At 39.8% G+C, this 19495-nt stretch carries 22 protein-coding genes, 2 tRNA genes and 1 other annotated feature; of the genes, 5 read left to right on the top strand and 19 right to left on the bottom strand.

Going from position 1 to position 19495, the window contains the following annotated elements:
• Nucleotides 1-306: 306 nt before the first annotated feature.
• Nucleotides 307-1134, top strand: coding sequence for a bifunctional hydroxymethylpyrimidine kinase/phosphomethylpyrimidine kinase (thiD, locus tag LKJ51_RS02940; RefSeq protein ID WP_291979199.1), 828 nt, complete (start codon nt 307-309; stop codon nt 1132-1134).
• Complete coding sequence (locus LKJ51_RS02945) at nt 1134-2069, top strand: L-lactate dehydrogenase (RefSeq protein ID WP_291979197.1); 936 nt, start codon at nt 1134-1136, stop codon at nt 2067-2069. The genes thiD and LKJ51_RS02945 overlap by 1 nt, the downstream gene beginning before the upstream one ends.
• A 52-nt stretch (nt 2070-2121) precedes the next feature.
• Here LKJ51_RS02945 and LKJ51_RS02950 read toward each other — a convergent pair.
• Both LKJ51_RS02950 and LKJ51_RS02955 read right to left on the bottom strand, forming a co-directional pair.
• Nucleotides 2122-2192 (bottom strand) — tRNA-Gly (locus tag LKJ51_RS02950).
• A 47-nt stretch (nt 2193-2239) separates the two neighbouring features.
• Nucleotides 2240-2569 (bottom strand): hypothetical protein, encoded by a 330-nt coding sequence (locus LKJ51_RS02955; protein WP_291979195.1) that lies wholly within the window; start codon nt 2567-2569, stop codon nt 2240-2242.
• Between the two features lie 140 nt (nt 2570-2709).
• Here LKJ51_RS02955 and LKJ51_RS02960 point away from each other — a divergent pair, with 140 nt between their 5' ends.
• Nucleotides 2710-3051 carry a hypothetical protein gene (locus LKJ51_RS02960; protein WP_291979194.1) on the top strand — a complete coding sequence of 114 codons (342 nt, stop codon included), beginning with the start codon at nt 2710-2712 and terminating at the stop codon, nt 3049-3051.
• On the opposite strand, the gene LKJ51_RS02965 is transcribed toward LKJ51_RS02960, so the two are convergent.
• From LKJ51_RS02965 to LKJ51_RS03000, 8 genes are all read right to left on the bottom strand, one after another.
• Nucleotides 3025-3621: a non-canonical purine NTP pyrophosphatase gene (locus LKJ51_RS02965; protein WP_291979192.1), complete on the bottom strand. Its 597-nt coding sequence runs from the start codon at nt 3619-3621 to the stop codon at nt 3025-3027. The two genes, LKJ51_RS02960 and LKJ51_RS02965, sit on opposite strands and share 27 nt — an antisense overlap.
• A gap of 12 nt (nt 3622-3633) precedes the next feature.
• On the bottom strand, nt 3634-4029 hold the full coding sequence (locus tag LKJ51_RS02970; protein WP_291979190.1) for an ASCH domain-containing protein: 396 nt from the start codon (nt 4027-4029) through the stop codon (nt 3634-3636).
• Nucleotides 4030-4081: 52 nt separating this feature from the next.
• Nucleotides 4082-4243, bottom strand: coding sequence for a hypothetical protein (locus tag LKJ51_RS02975; protein ID WP_291980091.1), 162 nt, complete (start codon nt 4241-4243; stop codon nt 4082-4084).
• Nucleotides 4205-4288 (bottom strand) — tRNA-Leu (locus tag LKJ51_RS02980). Before LKJ51_RS02980 ends, LKJ51_RS02975 begins: the two co-directional genes overlap by 39 nt.
• Nucleotides 4289-4347: 59 nt before the next feature.
• A complete protein-coding gene (locus LKJ51_RS02985; RefSeq protein WP_291979188.1) occupies nt 4348-4632 on the bottom strand; it encodes a hypothetical protein in 285 nt (94 codons plus the stop codon).
• Nucleotides 4633-5068: 436 nt separating this feature from the next.
• A complete protein-coding gene (locus LKJ51_RS02990; protein WP_291980092.1) occupies nt 5069-5749 on the bottom strand; it encodes a CPBP family intramembrane glutamic endopeptidase in 681 nt (226 codons plus the stop codon).
• Complete coding sequence (locus tag LKJ51_RS02995) at nt 5736-5966, bottom strand: hypothetical protein (protein WP_291979183.1); 231 nt, start codon at nt 5964-5966, stop codon at nt 5736-5738. The genes LKJ51_RS02990 and LKJ51_RS02995 overlap by 14 nt, the downstream gene beginning before the upstream one ends.
• A gap of 63 nt (nt 5967-6029) precedes the next feature.
• Nucleotides 6030-6638 (bottom strand): hypothetical protein, encoded by a 609-nt coding sequence (locus LKJ51_RS03000; RefSeq protein ID WP_291979181.1) that lies wholly within the window; start codon nt 6636-6638, stop codon nt 6030-6032.
• A 212-nt stretch (nt 6639-6850) separates the two neighbouring features.
• Here LKJ51_RS03000 and LKJ51_RS03005 point away from each other — a divergent pair, with 212 nt between their 5' ends.
• A complete protein-coding gene (locus LKJ51_RS03005; protein WP_291979179.1) occupies nt 6851-7486 on the top strand; it encodes a deoxynucleoside kinase in 636 nt (211 codons plus the stop codon).
• Nucleotides 7487-7565: 79 nt separating this feature from the next.
• Here the strand turns inward: LKJ51_RS03005 and LKJ51_RS03010 are convergent, their stop codons facing one another.
• The 5 genes from LKJ51_RS03010 to pepV form a co-directional block, all read right to left on the bottom strand.
• A complete protein-coding gene (locus LKJ51_RS03010) occupies nt 7566-8312 on the bottom strand; it encodes a metallophosphoesterase family protein (RefSeq protein ID WP_291979177.1) in 747 nt (248 codons plus the stop codon).
• 91 nt (nt 8313-8403) lie between these two features.
• Nucleotides 8404-9474 carry a glycoside hydrolase family 73 protein gene (locus LKJ51_RS03015; RefSeq protein ID WP_291979175.1) on the bottom strand — a complete coding sequence of 357 codons (1071 nt, stop codon included), beginning with the start codon at nt 9472-9474 and terminating at the stop codon, nt 8404-8406.
• A 170-nt stretch (nt 9475-9644) separates the two neighbouring features.
• On the bottom strand, nt 9645-11033 hold the full coding sequence (locus LKJ51_RS03020) for a L,D-transpeptidase family protein (protein ID WP_291980093.1): 1389 nt from the start codon (nt 11031-11033) through the stop codon (nt 9645-9647).
• A gap of 158 nt (nt 11034-11191) precedes the next feature.
• Nucleotides 11192-11689 (bottom strand): universal stress protein, encoded by a 498-nt coding sequence (locus LKJ51_RS03025; RefSeq protein ID WP_291979170.1) that lies wholly within the window; start codon nt 11687-11689, stop codon nt 11192-11194.
• A gap of 70 nt (nt 11690-11759) precedes the next feature.
• The gene (gene pepV, locus LKJ51_RS03030) at nt 11760-13160 is read right to left on the bottom strand and encodes a dipeptidase PepV (protein WP_291979168.1); all 1401 of its coding nucleotides are present in this window, start codon (nt 13158-13160) and stop codon (nt 11760-11762) included.
• Between the two features lie 95 nt (nt 13161-13255).
• On the opposite strand from pepV, the gene LKJ51_RS03035 reads away from it, so the two are divergent.
• Complete coding sequence (locus tag LKJ51_RS03035) at nt 13256-14116, top strand: NAD(P)H-hydrate dehydratase (RefSeq protein WP_291979167.1); 861 nt, start codon at nt 13256-13258, stop codon at nt 14114-14116.
• Between the two features lie 63 nt (nt 14117-14179).
• Here LKJ51_RS03035 and LKJ51_RS03040 read toward each other — a convergent pair whose 3' ends face one another.
• The 4 genes from LKJ51_RS03040 to LKJ51_RS03055 all read right to left on the bottom strand — a co-directional run.
• Nucleotides 14180-15811: a putative polysaccharide biosynthesis protein gene (locus tag LKJ51_RS03040; RefSeq protein ID WP_291979166.1), complete on the bottom strand. Its 1632-nt coding sequence runs from the start codon at nt 15809-15811 to the stop codon at nt 14180-14182.
• 92 nt (nt 15812-15903) lie between these two features.
• On the bottom strand, nt 15904-16167 hold the full coding sequence (locus tag LKJ51_RS03045; protein ID WP_291979165.1) for a type II toxin-antitoxin system HicB family antitoxin: 264 nt from the start codon (nt 16165-16167) through the stop codon (nt 15904-15906).
• Between the two features lie 101 nt (nt 16168-16268).
• Entirely contained in the window at nt 16269-18689 is a 2421-nt protein-coding gene (gene leuS, locus LKJ51_RS03050; protein WP_291980094.1) for a leucine--tRNA ligase, read from the bottom strand.
• A 72-nt stretch (nt 18690-18761) separates the two neighbouring features.
• Nucleotides 18762-18974 (bottom strand) — a binding site (T-box leader).
• A 44-nt stretch (nt 18975-19018) separates the two neighbouring features.
• On the bottom strand, nt 19019-19495 hold a 477-nt coding region (locus LKJ51_RS03055), incomplete at its 5' end, for a methionine adenosyltransferase domain-containing protein (RefSeq protein WP_291980095.1).

Here is a 19495-nt window from a genome sequence, read left to right on the forward strand (position 1 = left end):
TAGAATTCCACTCATTTTATTAAGCTTTACCTATGAAGCACGCCTTCATAAGAAACGGATTCCTGACTTCCACCATCACAGGATCGCTGATAAGCCATTTCTTATTACTACTCTTCAATCATTGGTTTCTTGTCTAGTTTATCATATTCCATTTGTTTGTAAACAATATTTTTTATGCTTTAGATAAAATTTCTTTGATATTAAATACACTATGTTTTACATCGTGTAAGCCCTTTATTAAGCCATTACTCACCTTTTTATGTTACAATTTTTTCAAACATATTCAAAGAAAGGTAGTTGATAGACATGGTTAATCAACAGATACAAGCAGTAACGATTGCTGGTCACGACTCAGATGGCAGTGCAGGAATGCCGGCCGACCTTCACGCTTTCTTTGCGGATGGTGTTTATGGTCACGGCCTCCTTACAGCAGCTGTTGCCGGAAATTCTTACGGGATTGATGCTGCACAGGTAATGCCAAAAGATTTCATTACTCAACAGTTCAAAACTTTATCAAGTGATTTTAAGATTTCTGCTGCCAAAACTGGGATGCTTGCGAATGATGATGTGATTAATGTTGTTGCGGACCAGTATGCTAAGGTAGATTTTGGCCCGCTAGTAGTTGATCCGGTCATCATTACTAAGCATGGGGCAATGCTCTTGGAACAATCAGCCTACGAACTATTCCGTGAACGAATTATCCCCTTGGCTACCGTAATCACCCCTAACTTTTACGAAGCCCAGAAGCTAACAGGGCTTGAATTAAATGACTCTCAAGAAATGTTTGCCGCGGCAAAAAAGCTTCAGGAAATGGGAGCAAAAAACGTTGTTATTAAGGGAAAGCACAGTAATCGTAACCAAAAGGAAGTTGTTGATGTCGTTCTATTGGAAGATGGTTCTCAATTTGAATTAAGCAGACCGTTCTTTGATACAACTCATGTTAACGGCACTGGTGATACTTTCTCAGCCATTATTGCTGCCGAACTGGCTAAGGGAGCTAACGTTAAAAATGCTGTTCTCTATGCTAAAGATGCAGTCTATGCTGCAATTTCAAACCCGATCGAAGTCGGTCATAAATTTGGTCCAATTAATCACTGGGCTGCAGAACGTGAACTAAAAAAGAAGGAATTATAATGATTAATCACTATCGACATAAAGTAGTCCTCGTCGGTGATGGGGCTGTAGGTTCAGCGTTTGCCTTTTCGCTCCTCCAATCAAACCGTGAAGTTGACGAATTAGTTATCGTTACCCGTCAGCAAGATAAGGCAATTGGTGATGCTCTTGACCTTGCCGACATCACTCCATTAACAGGTCCTACAGATGTTTTAGCAGGTAATTATGAAGACGCTCATGATGCAGACGTTGTTGTTATTACCGCTGGTGTTCCCCGAAAACCTGGTGAGAGTCGTTTAGACTTGATACATAAGAATATTAAGATCCTTAAAGACATTATTAAACCAATCGTTGCCAGTGGTTTCAACGGTGTTTTCGTTATTTCAAGTAATCCAGTTGATCTTCTAACCACCCTAACCCAACAGATTTCTGGTTTTCCAAAAGAGCGGGTTATTGGTACAGGAACCTCACTTGATACAATGCGGCTACGATTGATTCTTAGTCAGCGGTTAAATATTTCTGTTAATGCAGTTGATTCACAAGTTCTTGGTGAACACGGTGATTCCTCATTCGTGACATTTGATGAGACCATGATTAATGGTCAGCCATTAAGTGAAGTTATTAAATTAACGGCAGAAGAAAGAAATGAAATTGAAGAACAAGTCCGTCGAGCTGGCGCAAAAATCATTCAGCATAAAGGTGCAACTTTCTACGGGGTCGCTAAGTGTTTATCTTCAATTGTCTGTGCAATTATTGAAAACCAAAATACGGTAATTCCTGTTTCTGCCCCAATGACCGGACAGTACGGGATCAACGATATTTACCTTGGCTCCCCTGCCATTATCAACCGGCAAGGAATCGGCCAAGTTGTTGAATACCAGTTATCAGCGGCGGAATTAGCTAAGATGCACGCATCCGCTGAACAACTCACAAAGGTTTTGAAAGAAGTTAAATAAGATTGAAAAAGGAGCTGAAAAGAATTAATCTTTCCAGCTCCTTTATTTACTAAGCGGGTAACGAGAATCGAACTCGCGACGCAACCTTGGGAAGGTTAAGTTTTACCACTAAACTATACCCGCAAAAACTAAGCAATAACAATTACTTAGTAAGTATACCGCTAATCAAATTATTTGTCAGCTTTTTTTGATGACTTTTTCGTTGCCTTTTTATCGGCAGTATTCTTGGAAGACTTCTTATCCGCGCCTTCACTAGCATCTTCGTCTTCATCATCATCTTTTTCGGTTCGTGGAACAGCCTTGATCATCTTAGCCTCACTTTGCCGAATAACAGCACGACTATTCAATTCATTGACCCCGTTCTTATCACTAGGATCGAAATCTTGAATCGAAATCATCACGGAATTGTTATAAACTTTCTCGACGATTCCGGTAAAATCATGATCCATTGGGCCAAACTTCTTTGCTTTAACAAGATCACCAATTTCAAAATCAGCCACAGGCTATCACCTCTTCATAAGTATAGTAAACACAGTAATGTACAATACACTTTTTTTGACTTTTTTTCAAGCAAAGTTGGCCCGTCTCGTCCCATAAATTCCTATCAGTGATAAAATCATATCCTGAAAGGAGCATTATAATGCTAAACTTGTTTATCCTCTTCACGATCATTATCCTATTGATCTCTTCCACTGCCGGTCTTCACGCAAAGATGGAAAAGCACGTTAATGATTGGTTAATCATTACCCGCTGTTTCTTTTTCATTCTTTTAACATGCCAAATTGTTCAACTATTTCTTACCTGGAAGACCCGTTTACTTGTTAATTTCATTTGGCTAACCGTTTCAATTATTTTGTTTGCACTGACCGCAAATGCCTTTCGAGAAAAGATAGTAACATTTGGCAATCCTCGCCATTCACGAATTATCTTTGCGGGGATGATTATCGAACTTTGTTTAGTATTGATTGTTATTCTCTTTTAGCCATTGAATAAGTCCTTCAGCCGCTCGTGCTCGGGTTAAATAAGGATAACGTTCTGCGAATGTCATTTGGGCTAAAGTTTTAGTGGAATTCTCGGGAATCAAAATCTGACTAAACCCTTCCCCAGCAGTCCCCCGTTCTGTTATTGCAATCTGACCTTCCAAGGTTCCGTTAGTTACTTTGAGAATTCTCCCATGGTATGCACATGCAATACTAGTTTGCATCTTAAATGCCCGATTTCTACCATGCACTAATTGGATAATATATTCCGCATATTCATGTGGAGTCGGAAAGTTAACAAGATCTCGTGCTGTCCTTACTCCAAGAATATTTGGATGAGCAGTAAGAAATAAACCTGAATCGTCAGCGATTACTAAATAACGATTCAGGTATTTACTAATGAAAAGTGCTTTTTGACTGGCATTTTCCATATATGAAGTATCCCCTTCAGCTGGAAATACCTTTTTAGAAAGTAACTCTGTGTATGGAACCGCATCATGATGGCAGGTACGAAAAATCCTTTGAAGCTCATTAATCTTATCTTGATTATGGCTGGCAATGACGAATTGCAATTATTTTCCCTCCTAGTATCGAAGCGGGTCGATCATCTGATTGATCCAGGCTATTGCTTCTTGACTGTGAATATTAGTGAACGGCGCCTTTTTTATTAACTTATCATCCACATTGAACAAACGTAATTGTCCTTTAACCTTAATTGGTTCAATCCAGTACGAACCGCCATCCGTAAAAGGAGCAATCTTCCAAGCATAGTATTTTCCATCCTTATCATTACGTTGCTCGACTCCCGTGATTTTGGCAACACAAAGGGCATAGCCAGGGACAAAGCCATGAATTTTCTTTGCAGTATTACAAATTAAAAGATCGCCCCGATAATTAGTCGACCAGGAACGGTACTCCTCTGTTTTGGTGCCATTTATAATATCAGCTGCATAGTCTGAACGAATGGATAATGCTTTCATTGAGAGTAACTCCTTGCTTATTTTATTTAAATATCTTAGAGATGAATCCAAGCTATATAATAACAAATTTAATGTGTGCTTTTCTGTGTTCTTTGATATAAAGAAAAAGAGCTCGGTAAACGTTGATGTAATAGCGTTTACCGAGCTTTTGTGCTTTGTTAATTTTCTTCAAGAATGCCCCAAACAGGATTCGAACCTGTACATGGAAACCCATACAACGACCTGAACGTTGCGCGTCTGCCAATTCCGCCACTGGGGCATCGTTATTAATAAATAACAACAGTTTAATTATACCGGAATTTTATTGAATTACAAGATCTATTTATTTTCAATGAATTGAATCATTGTCCCATAACCGGTCAATACTAAAAACTTCGGTGCAACTTGGACATTTGCAACATTTGTATTGAAACGAACACCAACAATGCCGTCCGCATTCTTTTCTGCTGCTCGTTCACGTAATTTTTGCTGTACCTCAGCAAATAGTTGATCCAATGACTCGAATGAATCGATTGCATCACTTGGTAGCATTAAATGCGCTGTTGCATTTGCAACTCCCAGTACCTTGTGTGCCTGTGGATAATCCTCTGTTGAAAGGAACATCTGACCACCTCCCGAATTTATTATATCAGATTTGACTTTTATTCAACGAAGATTAAAAAAGTTCCAATACCTGATCGTCACCAAGTATTGGAACTCGTTTTGTACTTATGAGGGGTTCGACCTATTAGTTCTGTCGTCCGCTTCCTCATAACATCTACGGAAGGAATCTTGCCACTTTGCACTGGAACTTAATTACTAAATACAAACTTTTGATTCTCATCTTCCGCAAAGTCGCTTTTTAATCTGATACCGCTCTAGTAGTGCACCCTGGTAACCCCAATTTAAAATCAAGATCTTTCTGGTTACTCTTACGTTGCTTCTAGCCTACTCCTTAACTTCCTTCGGCTCTACTGAGACGGGAGGTTCAGTGCTTTAACACTGCCTCGCTTTCCTTCCTCACCAATAATATACCACCTCTAGTAAGCGTTTTCAAGACTTAATTAAAAACTTGCGAAAGCATCAATAACATCGCAATTAGATTGTTTAATCCATGCAATAAAATTGAGTTCCGGATATCGCCACTCTTCCGATAAACATACGCCAAAGTCATCCCTAAAACGCAGTATAGAAGGAAACTAATAATATTCGTGCTTATATGGCCAGCAGAGAATACAACTCCCGATAATACAACCTTGGGCCAAAAAGTATTGGGCTTAAAAAAGAGATTCATTAATACCCCACGAAAGATTAATTCTTCCGCTATTGGAGTTAAGACTACCGCCGAAGTAGCAAAAACGATTGTTACTAACGGATTATGACCTAATATTGTCATGAGGCTCCGATTATTAGCTGTTTCCGTTTGGTGATAAAAAAGGACATTCAGGATCCCTAAAATATATTCACCAACTAAAATAACTAGGTAACCCTTAATAACCAGCTTAAGATTAATCTTTTTCCTAATTGGTATCTGATTATAATGCTCGTATGTTTGTCGTGCCCAAACGATAATAAAACCAAACAATAGAAGGAAGATCACAATTAAAATTACCGTTTTAACTGTAACCTGCCGGCTTCGATTGGCAATCTGGACGGCAATTGGTGGTAATTCAATACACAAGAAAAAAGCGGCCATTAGACAGATCCGCTTAATCAAGGAAAAAATTTTACTCATTTTCATTATCCTTTTTTGTCTCCTGAAGTCGCTTTTGCTTGCGTTGTTGATAACTCCACTTTGCCGTTACCTTTGTAACTAATAGGTTAGCAACCACAAACCCCAGGATCCATAAAATGTACATTGACCAACCAGAAATTACTTTACCAATCGTTAAAGCCACAAGAATTGCAAAAATGACTAACGGTGGTATGACTACTTTTAAGATTAATTCAGCTTTCACTTCTCATATCCTCCATTTATTTAAAGAAAGTTTACTAAAAGCACTCCCTGCTTGCAAGTTCATTTAATCCTGATGAAAAATATCTTTCAATATTTGCCTTGTGGTTGCTGTTTGTGTCCCGCGGGAACGGACATAATCAATTTGAGAAATGGGAATATCGTAACTCCACATTGAAGATAAATCCTTCTCATTAAAATAGTGAAGGTTCAAGGTAATTTCATTCAGATTGTGAATCATTCCAGAGAAATCATCAATTCCCTGGTATTTTTTCGTCCCAATAACCACCGGCAATGCATTTCTAGCTGCATCCCTTAAAACATTCATTAAAATATTTCCGTTCGTAATTTCAGGGTGCTCATCTAAAAATCGCTGTACTTGCCAGATATCAAAATAATTATTTTCGTGGGCTACCTTAGTTTTTTCCGAAACGGTGGTTAAATAATCTGTTTGGTCATTAACTTCATTAATGCTCTCAATTCTAATCGCAATTAGTCCGTTAATTTTGCCATCCCAGTCAATACTAATCATTAGACAAAAGTAATTATCAATACTAACGACAAAGCCAACATTAAAGTAATCATCACCCTTAATATTATGGACTTCAACTAACTTTCCCTGCTGCTTAGCAATTGTCAATTTAATCTTAATATCCTGGTTATTTGATTGTTCCAAACTTTTGCCCCCTAACTGTCATTTGATTAATCAAATAAGAATTCGTAAAAAATAGTTTACCAGGAATCATCCAGTAAATTCAATTTACAAGCCCTACTGCTTGATAAATGATTATTCTATAATACAAAATATATCAAAAATTCAATAGGAATCCACAATATTTTGTAGTAAGATAATGCTTGTGTTTAAAATTAAAGTAAAGAGGGGCCACTATGGTGATAATTACTGCAGGAATGATTGGGGTCGGTAAAACCACCTTGACCGGTAAAATTGCTGAGCATTTGAATACAAAAGCTTACTATGAACCAGTCGGTGAGAATCCAGTATTACCACTTTATTATGCAAATCCAAAACAGTATGGATTTCTACTACAAATTTATTTTCTTAATAAACGCTTTTCAATGATTAAGCAAGCATTGTCTGATGATAACAATGTTTTGGATCGTTCAATCTACGAGGATGCGTTGTTTACCCGTGAAAATAACGCTGAAGGAAACATTAGTGATACTGAGTTAGAGGTTTACTTGAAATTATTGGATAACATGATGGCTGACCTCAACCGCCTACCAAAGAAGTCACCCGACTTAATGGTATATTCTGAAACTGATTTTGAAACGATCCTTTACCGAATTAAAAAGCGTGGACGAGATTATGAACAAATCGATCAAAATCCTGAATTAAAAGATTACTACTATAAGATGTGGAATGCTTATAAAGACTGGTATCGTGATTATGACGCGAGTCCAAAGATGAAAATTGATCTGGAGAAGTATGATCTAGAAGAGCCGCAAAACGTCAAGGCTGTCCTTAGCATGATTGACGATCGTCTAAAGGATATTCGGCATTAATAGTGATTAATTAAATAGCTTAGTTAAAGTTACACCATTAACCTAGTTGGTACCTTTAACTAAGTTATTTTTTTGATCACTAATGCTTTCTACTTTTGGAATAATTGATAACTTCTTGCAAATAGTTATGGTCATGATTAATTTGAGCCAAGAATGGTTGATCATGGATAAAATTCCGCCCATTTTCCAAATGCCGTAAGTACATCTCTTTGTATGGCAATTCTTCATTCAGTGCCCGATCACGTTCTTCTTGTACATTCCAAGTTACTCTCCGGTAGTCAAGGTCAGCAATTCCCTCGTCATCAATAGTAAGTAATAGGTATCTAGCACGTAAATTAGTCTGGTGAATATTCCAGCCATCATATGGTTCACCAACTGACCCAGGATTAAGAATTAATCGCTCCTTACTGGTATAACGGTATAACTGATGGTGAACATGAGCATAAATTCCAACATCACAACATTGTGTTGGTCCCATAATCTGGTCCATTTGCTGCTGTTCATTTGTCGGAAAGAGACCTTGTCCAGAATTATTTTGTGGAAGATTATGATTCAAGATAAGGTGTAGAACACCAACTTGAATGCTAGTCGTAATCGGCCATTTTGCCATCTCTTGGATAGAATCGACGCCAACTTTATTTCCGATAAATTCACCAATTCGGGAAATCATAATTTTTGTTTCGTCATCATATGAATGAGAGCCATCAAAGGCTTGGATTAGATCATCATCCCAATTACCCCGAAGACAAATCGTTGGTAAGACCAGCTGGAATGCCGGCTTCGGAATTGTGGCTGTTTCTTCAATCGTATGTATAATCTTCTTCATCTTCTTACTAAAGAAGTACCACAACACACTATAGAATTTTACCTTTGTAAGCTAGAAAAGCATTTTGCTATTTTCTAGCTTTTTTTCATAACTAACTAATCATCATTTTCTTCAATCCCGCTAACATCCCGGCTGATGCAGCACCACCAATGACAGAAATAACTGGTGAAATTTTCTTTTGCTTTGCCTTTTCTTGTTGTTGGTTTTTCTTAATGCCGGATCTTGTTGGTCCACCTAATTGTTGGTAGTTTCTAACCCTTTCATGCTCATTACCTTCTTCCTTCAGATTGTCATACCTAGTTAACTGATAACTATCAATAATCTGATTTAGCTTTTTATCGTAATCAGGATCCGTTGCGTAACACCCAACAAGGGCCCGCGTTGCTTCACGATAATCTTTAGCAAGCGAACGGTGGACATGCTTATATAACGGCTGTTGAAGCGTCTCAGCATAATCTTGTAATGACTGACCATCATCGGCATATGAACGAAAAACATCTTGTACTTGTCGTGGCTGTTCATTGATAAATTCAGTTGTTGGTTTTAAAACCCTATGACCCGCATATTGTCCTTTAACACCAAATAAATTATGGTGAGGTGCTAAACTTAACCCACTCGATCCCCAGTTACTTTCTAAGGCCGCCTGAGCAATAATTACGGAAGGATATAAGTCATAAGTCCTGCCAATTCGTTGTGCATGCCTAGCAATTCGGTTAATAAATCGTGCCTGGTCAGGTAATGGTTGTTTCACCGAGTATTTTGTTTGGTCGGTTGATTGCTCACCAGGGGTAACCATTTTCCCTTTTTCTTGTACTTGACCATTCTCATTATTACTGAATGCTTTTCCGTGTTCTTTTCCTCGCTGGTAAGCTGCATTTTCCACTCGACCAGCAAATGAATGAGATTGACCATTTTCCTGATCAGTTACTCCTTGTTGAAAAGCTTGCCGATATCTCTGGGTTGCAGTGTGAAATTGAATTAAAAATTCCCTTGTATATTCATCACCATGGCTACGTAATGATTTTGCGTCAACCGCTTCCTGATTAATAACCGCTACCTCAGCATCATTTTGTGCCTCCTGTACTTGGTTAGCCATTACCGGCAACGCTGAATTAAGTGAAACCAACATTACAACAGTTCCTAAAATTACTTTATCATTCATCGTATTCACTCCCAATTTAATCCTCTAAATAGTTAATACGTAATTAATGGGAGTTTGCATTTTTAAATTAAAATAATCTTACCAATAAAAACTATACCCATACAAAAAGGCCTGAAGTTCAGCACTTACCAAACTTTAGACCCTTTTATTTATTAAATTCAAGTATGCTCTTAATAGACAATAACTGGCTCATTAACTTCCAGACTATTATATGCTCCGGCAGCGTCACTCGGGTGCATGTTAGCACATCCATTCGAGCCATCATTTAAGTAGGCCGTCTTAGACCAGTTATGGCGCCATGAAGCATCGTGGAATCCACAACCACTATCGGTAAACTGTGCCCAGTAGCTAACCTTACTACTGTACTTAGAACCATTATCGCTGGTTCCTTTCAAGACTGATGGGGATTGTTTGTACATGATATACCAGACTCCCTTAGGCGTTTGGTCAGCCTTGTTACTCATCTTACCAGTGACAACATCGACATCATCCACACACTTCCCATTCTTATAGAACCAAGCATGTTGATCAGCGATTGAAATGACCGCATAAGTGTTACCAATTCCGTTATTTTCGGTTACTCCATATCCGGTCCCACTGCGGTTATAGCCGATTCCATAGATATCTGCTTTAGCATCAACAGAAGTTTTACCATCCGCAATTGCGTTCGCCAGAGTCTTTCCAGCACGTTCCGGACTAATCTTCCAACCATAGCTTCCATCCTTAGTAGTAGTTATATCTTTACCATCAGGAGTCTTAAATTTAAACGCCTTACCTAAAGTTGACTGCTTTTGGTTAATTTGCTTGATTTTCTTGTTTATTGCAGACGTATTAAAGTGATACTGACCATCTTTGTAAGTAGCACTAGTGATTACGTCATCGGTTGTTAACCGGTAAGTTTTCTTTTCAACTTTGTAGTTGACCTTTTTCCCGGTTAGTTTTTGTAATTTTTTCTTTTCATTCAGAACCGTATTACTGTTCGGCAAAAGTGGCTGTTGCTGTTTAGCTGTAAGGTAAATCTTACTATCAGTTGCTCGAGAGCTTAGTTGCTTTAGGATTCGTTGCTCATCAATCTTCGTCCCTTTTTGGCCCTTATGAATTGTCACTTTACCATTTTTCAATTCAGCATAAGCATCTACAGGTGCTTGCCGCCCACGATTTTCTCGTTGAAGAGTCGTTTGGACAATTGCTTTTTTGGCTTCATATTGACTAAGATCACGCTTAGTAGGCTTAACCTGCAAAGAATAAGACTTCCGAGAAGGGAAAAACGAAAACTGCTTATGCAATGCATCCTTTACCTTTGCCTCGTCAGCTGTTGTAAATGTTGAATTAGTATCTGGACCGTTATAGATTAGATCACCATTCAAATAAACTAAGTTGCTATTCTTAGCATTTTTAAGTTTTTGGGAAGCCTGCTTAGCCGTTAACCCGCCAACATTAATTCCATTAATAGTAACATTGCGGTTAAAATGGCGTGCTTGATGCCACCAATTTATCCCAATCACAATCACTAATAATGCAATAATCACCAATAATCCGTGCTTTAATTGAAAACGCATTGATAAATACTCCTAACGTCGAACTAGAAATAACAAAGTATCGACTGTCATATTTTACCACGTTCTGTTGCAATTATCATCGTCTAATCGAACATACGTTGTCAAAAATAACCCCCGTTGATTGATAATCTCAATCAGCAGAGGCTGTTAAATAAATCCTAAATCTCAGGATAACTACTCTCTTTAATCTCTAATTTTTTGTTTTCCAAATCGGTTTTTACGACTGTCACATCACATGGTGCAATCCGAACGGTATAAGCTGCGGTTGAACCAACGATTAACCGACCAATAGCATTGAGACCAGTAGCGCCGATAACAATTAGGTCAATGTGGTTATCCTTCGGGTACTTCTCAGCTAATTCAACCTTTGCATTCCCGATTTCAACGTCAGTATGAACTTCTTTCACTCCGGCTTTCTCTGCCTTCTGTTTACTTTCAGCTAACCGCTTATTCATTTCCTGAATTGCAGAGTCATAGATGCTCTTATCAACAAAGCCAAAGCCACTTGGGCTAGTTGTTGGATAGCGTTCACCATTAATTACACTCAACAAGTACAATGCTGCATCATTTTTCTTTGCAATATCAACAGCCTTCTCCAAAGCCATATCTGATTGCTTGGAACCATCAATTCCGACGAGAATTCTTTGATAACTCATAACCGACACCTCCAGAAATACATACCCTAACGGATTTCACCTTTATTTTACCATATTGACACTAAGCGGGTTAATCGGTTACTAAATTATTGATTGCTTGCATGTAGATCGCCATCGATGCAATCAAATCATCAACCGGTTGAAATTCGTTTGCCTGGTGCATCGTATTTGGTGTGTTAGGCATCAGTGCCCCAAATGCAACCCCACGCTTCATCAATCGGCCATAAGTTCCTCCACCAACGACCTCAGGCTGTGCATTTTGATCCCCACTAATATCAATGTAGGCTTGCATTAAAGTCTTCACAATTGGATCTTCTGGATCGACATAGTGTGGTTCCTGACCGTCACCCTGCTTTACCACAATGTTTAGTGGCCCGGTTATCTTTTCAACATTTGCTTGAATTTCATCGGGCGTAATTCCCTTTGGATAACGGAAATTCATATTAATTTTACCGCCAGATTTTTCATCATAATTCAAGATTCCAGCATTCATCGTCAATTCGCCCATCACATCATCAGTAAATGCACCATTAAATTTCTTCATCCGGGTATCAAGATGAAGATACTCTGCAAGAAACCTAATGAAACTAGCAGCTCCACCACCAAAGTTATACTGGTTTAAGAACAGAGCAAGGTATGTTCCGGCATTAATTCCCTTTTCGGGTTCCATTCCATGAGCAGCTTTTCCGATCACGGTTATTTTAAGATAATCGGCATTCTTCTCAACATTACCGGTTACTGGATTTTCAGTTATAAAATTTTCAAAGTCGCTAATCACTTTATCCTGATCCGGCGTTGTGATTTCAGCAACGGCTTCCCGCGGAACCATATTAAACCGCAATCCAGATTGAAAGCTCTTGAGTTGGACTTCACCGTTATTACCAGCTGGAACATCAAGAAGTAACGAGAATTGTCCCTTTTCACCATTAATCACTGGGAATTCCGCGTCTGGGGAAAAGCCAAGGGTTGGTGCCGGTTCAACTTCAAAGTAACGGTGCATCCCCGTCCAATTGCTTTCTTCATCCGTCCCAACGATAAAGCGCACTTTCTTGTTAAATTTAACTCCCTGATCCTTCAGGTACTTCAAGGCATAATAGCAAGCCATTCCAGGTCCCTTATCATCAGAAGCACCTCGGGCATACAAGTTACCATTCTTAATAACTGGATCAAATGGATCGGTGTCCCAACCTTTTCCGGCAGGCATAACGTCTAAGTGAGCCAATATTGCAAGGGTTTCATCCCCTTCACCCCATTCGGCATAACCGACCAGGTTGTCAATATTTTTGGTACGAAAGCCATCTTGTTTAGCCATCTTCAAAAATTCTTGTAGGGCCTTTGCTGGCATGGGGCCAAGCGGGTATTCAGCAGTAGCCGCATCGTCATCACGAACGCTTGGAATCTTCAATAATTTAGTTAAGTCGTTTAAGTATTCTTCCTGCTGGCTTTGGGCTGCCTTCATCCAATCTGTCATTCTATCAACCTCCATTAATCTTTTCCTTAAAATAATGATACCATGAAAGTAGTAGTTTTCAGTTCGAAAGCATTCAATGTAAGGGAGTCTTAAACATGCAAAAATTAACTGATCAAATTCTCTTCGATGTTATTAAGCCACGGCCCAGTGACAGTTTCAAGGGAACATACGGTAAAGTAACCCTTGTTGGCGGTAACCGTAATTTCGGCGGTGCCATCATCATGGCTTCTACCGCTGCCGTTTGTTCCGGAGCAGGATTAGTTACAACTGCTACCGATCCAAGCAATTCTGGTGCCCTTCATTCACAATTGCCAGAAGCAATGTTTGCTGACTTCAACGATGCCCAACAAGTTGCTTCACTTGTTGAACCTGCTACAACAGTGGTCGTTGGTCCTGGGCTTGGAGATGACGAAACTAGTCTTGCAATTCTTAAAAATGTTTTTGCCCATACCAGCGAAAACCAAAATGTGGTTATTGATGGTTCAGCAATCACCCTAATGGCTCGAGAGGAATTAGCTCAACCTAAGGGAAATATCATTTATACACCACACCAAATGGAATGGCAACGGCTTGCAGGAATTAAAATTGCCGAGCAAAGCGAAGACCAAAATAAGGCCGCCCAAGCAAAACTAGGAGCAACCGTCGTTCTTAAGAAGCACCATACAGAAATCTACACCAATGATGAAGTATATCAACTAACAATTGGAACCCCTGCTCAAGCTGTTGGTGGAATGGGCGATACACTAGCCGGAATGGTTGGTGGTTTTACCGCAGAATTTTCAAGCAACCCATTGAAGGCAACCTTGGCAGCTGTCTACGCTCATAGTGCGGTTGCTGAACAAATCGCAAAGAACCAATACATTGTCCTTCCTCACCAAATTAGTCGTGCACTTCCATCATTTATGAAGAAAATGGAGAGCGGCAATATAGAGCACCACATTGGCTTCTTGAATTAATTTTCATTTTTAAAAATAAGGCGACAACGTTAGTAAATTCTAACGTTGCCGTTTTTTAGTTAATCAGCTAATGTGTAATATTTGTCTTAACCTTTCTGCTCGACCACCAAGAAGGAGATCCGCAAGGCGGAAGTGAAGCGCTAAGTAACCATAAACACCAGCACCAACAAGGACACCAATTATTAATGTGAAGAAGGCAGTATAACGACCGTATGGATTGATAAACAATCCAAGTAAAAGCATTAATCCCTTAGTCACTACTAGCATTACTAGTGAATATGCCAAAATCTGATTAGTTGGTAATGCCATCTGTTCAAAGTTCAATCGGAATTCTTGATTGAATGAACGAATAATAAGCAAATTAATGATCATCATTGCGATTCCAGTTGCTAAAAGTGGCCCCAAGCCTTGTGCAATCCAAATGCACGGGAACTGGATTAATAGTTTGATTACTAATCCAATCCCAAGATATTTCATCATCCGACGGTTTTCCGAAATTCCCTGCATCATCGCGGCCGCTACCGTATAGAGGCCAAGCGGAATTGCCATAAATGCCGCAAATTCAAGAACAATTACCCCAGCATGATTGTAACGATAAAAGACGGTATATATTTGCTGAGCAACTGCGTATAAGCCAAGGACTGCCGGAATCATCACGAAATAAAAGAGCATCAAGACGTTTTCAATCTGATTTCTCATCCCCGCTTGATCATTTCTTGCTCGAGCCATCGCTAGTAACGGAATTGCAGTAACCGCTAATGCATTGGCTAAGGCGATGATAATCATGTAAAGCTTATTCGCATTAAATGCAAACAAGGCGTACAAAACATCAATTTGGTATTTACTAAAGTGACCGACTAACGGCATCATCCGCTTAAAACTATATTGATCAACTAACTGGAAAATATTAATTCCTGACTCAATAATAATGAACGGAATCGATTGGTAAACAATTTTTAAGATTAATTCAGTCGTTGAAACCTCTTCGGCTGGTTGCTCAATCATACCATCTCCTCGCATAAAGCCACGGTATTTTAACCATGCCAAGAAGAGAACAACACAGGCACCGATAGCACCAATAAATGCCGCAAATGTTGACTGACTGACGGCACTAACCCAGCTCCCCTTTTGAATCTTCATAATCAGGTAAGTTGCTACCAGCATGTAAACTATTCGAAAGAGCTGCTCCACAAACTGGGAAATTGCCGAGGGCGCCATCATGCTATAGCCTTGAAAGATCCCTCGACTAATCGCCATTAATGGGATAATAAAGATTGCCCATGCTAACGAACGAAGCACCGGAATTAAGTTTGTATCACCGTTATAAACAATCGGCCATGAAGCAATGTACATCATGACGGTCCCACAAATAACACCCGAAGCAAGTGCCATGTACATTGCTGAACGGTTTAGCTTTTGACTAACCCCGTATTCGTTTAACCCGTTATAGTGCGCAACGAGTTTTGAAATTGCCGACGGTATTCCTGCAGTTGAAATGGTAATGAAGAGGCTATAAATGTTGTAACCCTGTGCGTATAGGGCATTGGCTTCGTCACTGTATGCTCCTAGCCAAGTAACCCAGGGAATGATATAAATTGCTCCAAGGATGCGCGAGGTGATATTCCCCGCTGTCATCCATGCTGAACCATTCAGCATTTTTGAACGAGCAGTATCCTTTGGCTGTCCTTCACTCATAATTTTTGAATCCTACCTTTTACTTTCTAAAATCAATACTAATCATTCTATCCTTAATAGAGCATCGTCGCAAATTATTTTAGAAATCTTTGCTAATACTGTTCTAAATCAACCGTTACCATTTTTACCACTGCCTTTGGGTGCGCTGATTGTACCTCAGCTAAATCACTAACTTGCGGCGCTTTTTCAAAATGCCCCAACTTATCATTTAGCGTAATAGCTAACCCTAATTTGGCGAATTCCATTGCCGTCTCCATATCTTTCCCCTGAGTAAATGCTTCGGGAAGATCCGGAAAGTCGACTTCAATCTGATTGTTTTTGTGTTGAAAGATTGCCGGGTAACTAACAATTTCCATTTCGATTCCTCTCTTTTCTTTACTGAAACAACCAATATTTTACCACGATCAGAAAAATGAGGCTGGAAAGTTAAATTTCCAACCTCATATCTCTTATTAGTTTACTTAGCAACGATGTTTACAATCTTGTTAGGAACAACAATAACTTTCTTAATGTCCTTCCCATCAGTAAACTTTTGGACGTGTTCATCAGCAAGGGCCAGTTTTTGTGCTTCTTCACAATCAATGTCCTTTGCCATTTTGATCTTGGAACGAAGCTTACCATTAACTTGGATGATCATTTCAACTTCATCTTCCTCTAAAGCCTTAGGATCATAAGTTGGCCATGGTTGGTAAGCAATCGTATCACTAACATTAAAGTGACTCCATAATTCTTCAGCAACGTGAGGAATTACTGGTGAAATCATCTTAACAAAGCCTTCCATGTATTCAACAGGAAGATCATCGGCCTTAAATGCTTCGTTAACAAAGACCATCAGTTGTGAAATGGCAGTATTAAAGTGCATCCGCTCGTAATCTTCGGTAACCTTCTTCACCGTTTGGTTATAAACCTTGGTTAACTTTCCATCATTAAAGGTTGAAACCCGATCACGAAGGTGGTTATTTTCGTCCATTAGCAAACGCCATACACGTTGAATCCACTTGTAGGAACCGTGAAGCCCTTCTTCATCCCACGGAACAGATTCAGTCAGTGGTCCCATGAACATTTCGTAAAGGCGAAGCGTATCAGCACCATACTTTTCAACAATGTCATCTGGATTAACAACGTTTCCTTTAGACTTAGACATCTTTTCGTGGTTAGCACCAAGGATCATTCCTTGGTTAACCAACTTCATAAATGGTTCCTTAGTAGGTACAAGTCCTAGGTCATAGAGAACCTTGTGCCAGAAACGAGCATATAGAAGGTGAAGAACCGCGTGTTCAGCGCCACCAACATAGAGATCAACTGGTGACCAGTAGTCCAAGGCTTCCTTTGATGCGAATTCCTTATCGTTATGTGGATCGGTATACCGGAGCCAGTACCATGAAGAACCAGCCCATTGTGGCATCGTATTAGTTTCCCGAAGACCATGTCGGCCCTGATCGTCATAAACGTTAACCCAGTCCTTAACGTTAGCTAGTGGGCTTTCACCAGTACCTGATGGTTCAATGTTATCAGTATCAGGTAATTTCAAAGGTAATTCATCTTCAGGCACAAGGGTAGTTCGACCATCATCCCAGTGGATAACCGGAATTGGTTCACCCCAGTAACGTTGCCGGCTGAAGATCCAGTCACGAAGACGGTAATTAACCTTCTTGTGTCCGGCATTATGTTCGTCAAGCCATTCGATCATCTTTTTCTTGGCATCTGCAATGTTCAGGCCATCCAAGAATCCGGAGTTAATGTGCTTACCATCGCCATCAAAGGCACCTTCCGAAATATCTGCGCCTTCAATAATTGGCTTGATTGGTAAATCAAACTTCTTAGCAAAATCATAGTCACGTTGATCGCCTGATGGAACCGCCATTACGGCACCAGTACCGTAAGATGCAAGGACATAATCACTGATCCAAATTGGGAGCTTTTCGCCATTTACTGGGTTAATAACGTATGAGCCGGTAAATACCCCAGTCTTATCCTTGTTCAGATCAGTTCGTTCAAGGTCTGAACGCCGGGAAGCTTCTTCTTGGTACTTCTTAACTGCTTCCTTATTTTCTGGAGTAGTTAATTGATCAACTAATTCTTGTTCAGGAGCAAGGACAACATAAGATGCACCAAAAAGAGTATCTGCTCGAGTAGTGAAGACTTCGATCTTTGTATCTTCATCCCCTGCCACTGGGAAGTAAACGGAGGCACCCTCTGAACGGCCAATCCAGTTACGTTGCATTTCCTTAACGCTTTCTGGCCAATCAACGAGGTCGAGATCATCGATCAACCGATCTGCATAGGCTGTGATCTTTAAAACCCATTGCTTCATTGGCTTCCGGTAAACTGGATAACCACCACGCTTGGTTTTACCATCTTCAACCTCTTCGTTAGCAACAACGGTACCGCCCATGAAATCTGGTGCCCAATTAACCATGATTTCACTTTCGTAAGCAAGACCCTTTTTGTAAAGTTGTTCAAAGATCCATTGAGTCCACTTGTAGTATTCTGGATCGGTTGTGTTAACTTCACGGTCCCAATCGTATGAGAAACCAAGTGATTGAATCTGGTTACGGAAGTGATCGATATTTTGGTTAGTAAAGCTCTTTGGGTTATGACCTGTCTTCAATGCATATTGTTCTGCTGGTAAGCCAAAAGCATCCCAACCCATTGGGTGCAAAACGTTATATCGCTGCATCCGCTTCATCCGTGACATCACATCGGTAGCGGTATAACCTTCTGGGTGACCAACGTGTAATCCCTGACCAGATGGATATGGGAACATGTCCAAAGCGTAGTACTTCTTTTGGTCCTTATTTAAGGTAGCCTTAAAGGTTTCATTCTTTTTCCAAAATCGTTGCCACTTATTTTCGATGGCAGTGTGATCGTAAGCCATATTTTCTCTCCTTTATTTATTCACAACTTTTCTACTGTTTGATCGTAATAAAAAAGTCCCGTAGAATCCTTTCTACGAGACGAATTTACTCCGCGGTACCACCCGAATTTCCATGAGTTAACTCATGACACTTCACGCCATAACGCGGCATACGTTATTACCTACTCGAAGTTCAGTAATAATTTTGATGGATGAGTTCGTTGTCAATAATTCTCGTGTTCACAGCACCACACGATCTCTGAAGAATTAAGTAACAATTACTACTTCCAATTCGATCAAATATTTAATGAATATTCTAACAACCCGCATTCGTAAATGCAAGCACTAAACTAGCCAAGAACCTTCTTTAGTTCTTCAACTTTATCTAGTTGTTCCCATGGTAGTTCAACATCAGTTCGGCCAAAATGACCATAAGCTGCTGTTGGCTCGTAAATTGGCCGCTTCAAATTAAGCATCTTAATGATTCCCGCAGGACGAAGATCAAATATCTTCCGAACCGCAGCAATCAGTTCTGCTTCACTCCGCGTACCAGTACCAAAAGTATCAATTGAAATTGACACCGGTTCGGCAACACCAATTGCATAAGCAACCTGGATTTCAAGTTTCTTTGCGTATCCAGCAGCAACCAGGTTCTTTGCAATGTACCTAGCAGCATAACTTGCTGAACGATCAACCTTAGTAGCATCCTTACCTGAAAATGCACCACCACCATGATGAGCTGCCCCACCATATGTATCAACGATGATCTTCCGCCCAGTTAAACCAGCATCCCCTTGAGGGCCACCGATAACAAAGCGTCCAGTTGG

Source organism: Limosilactobacillus sp. (assembly GCF_022651205.1).
Taxonomy (GTDB): domain Bacteria; phylum Bacillota; class Bacilli; order Lactobacillales; family Lactobacillaceae; genus Limosilactobacillus.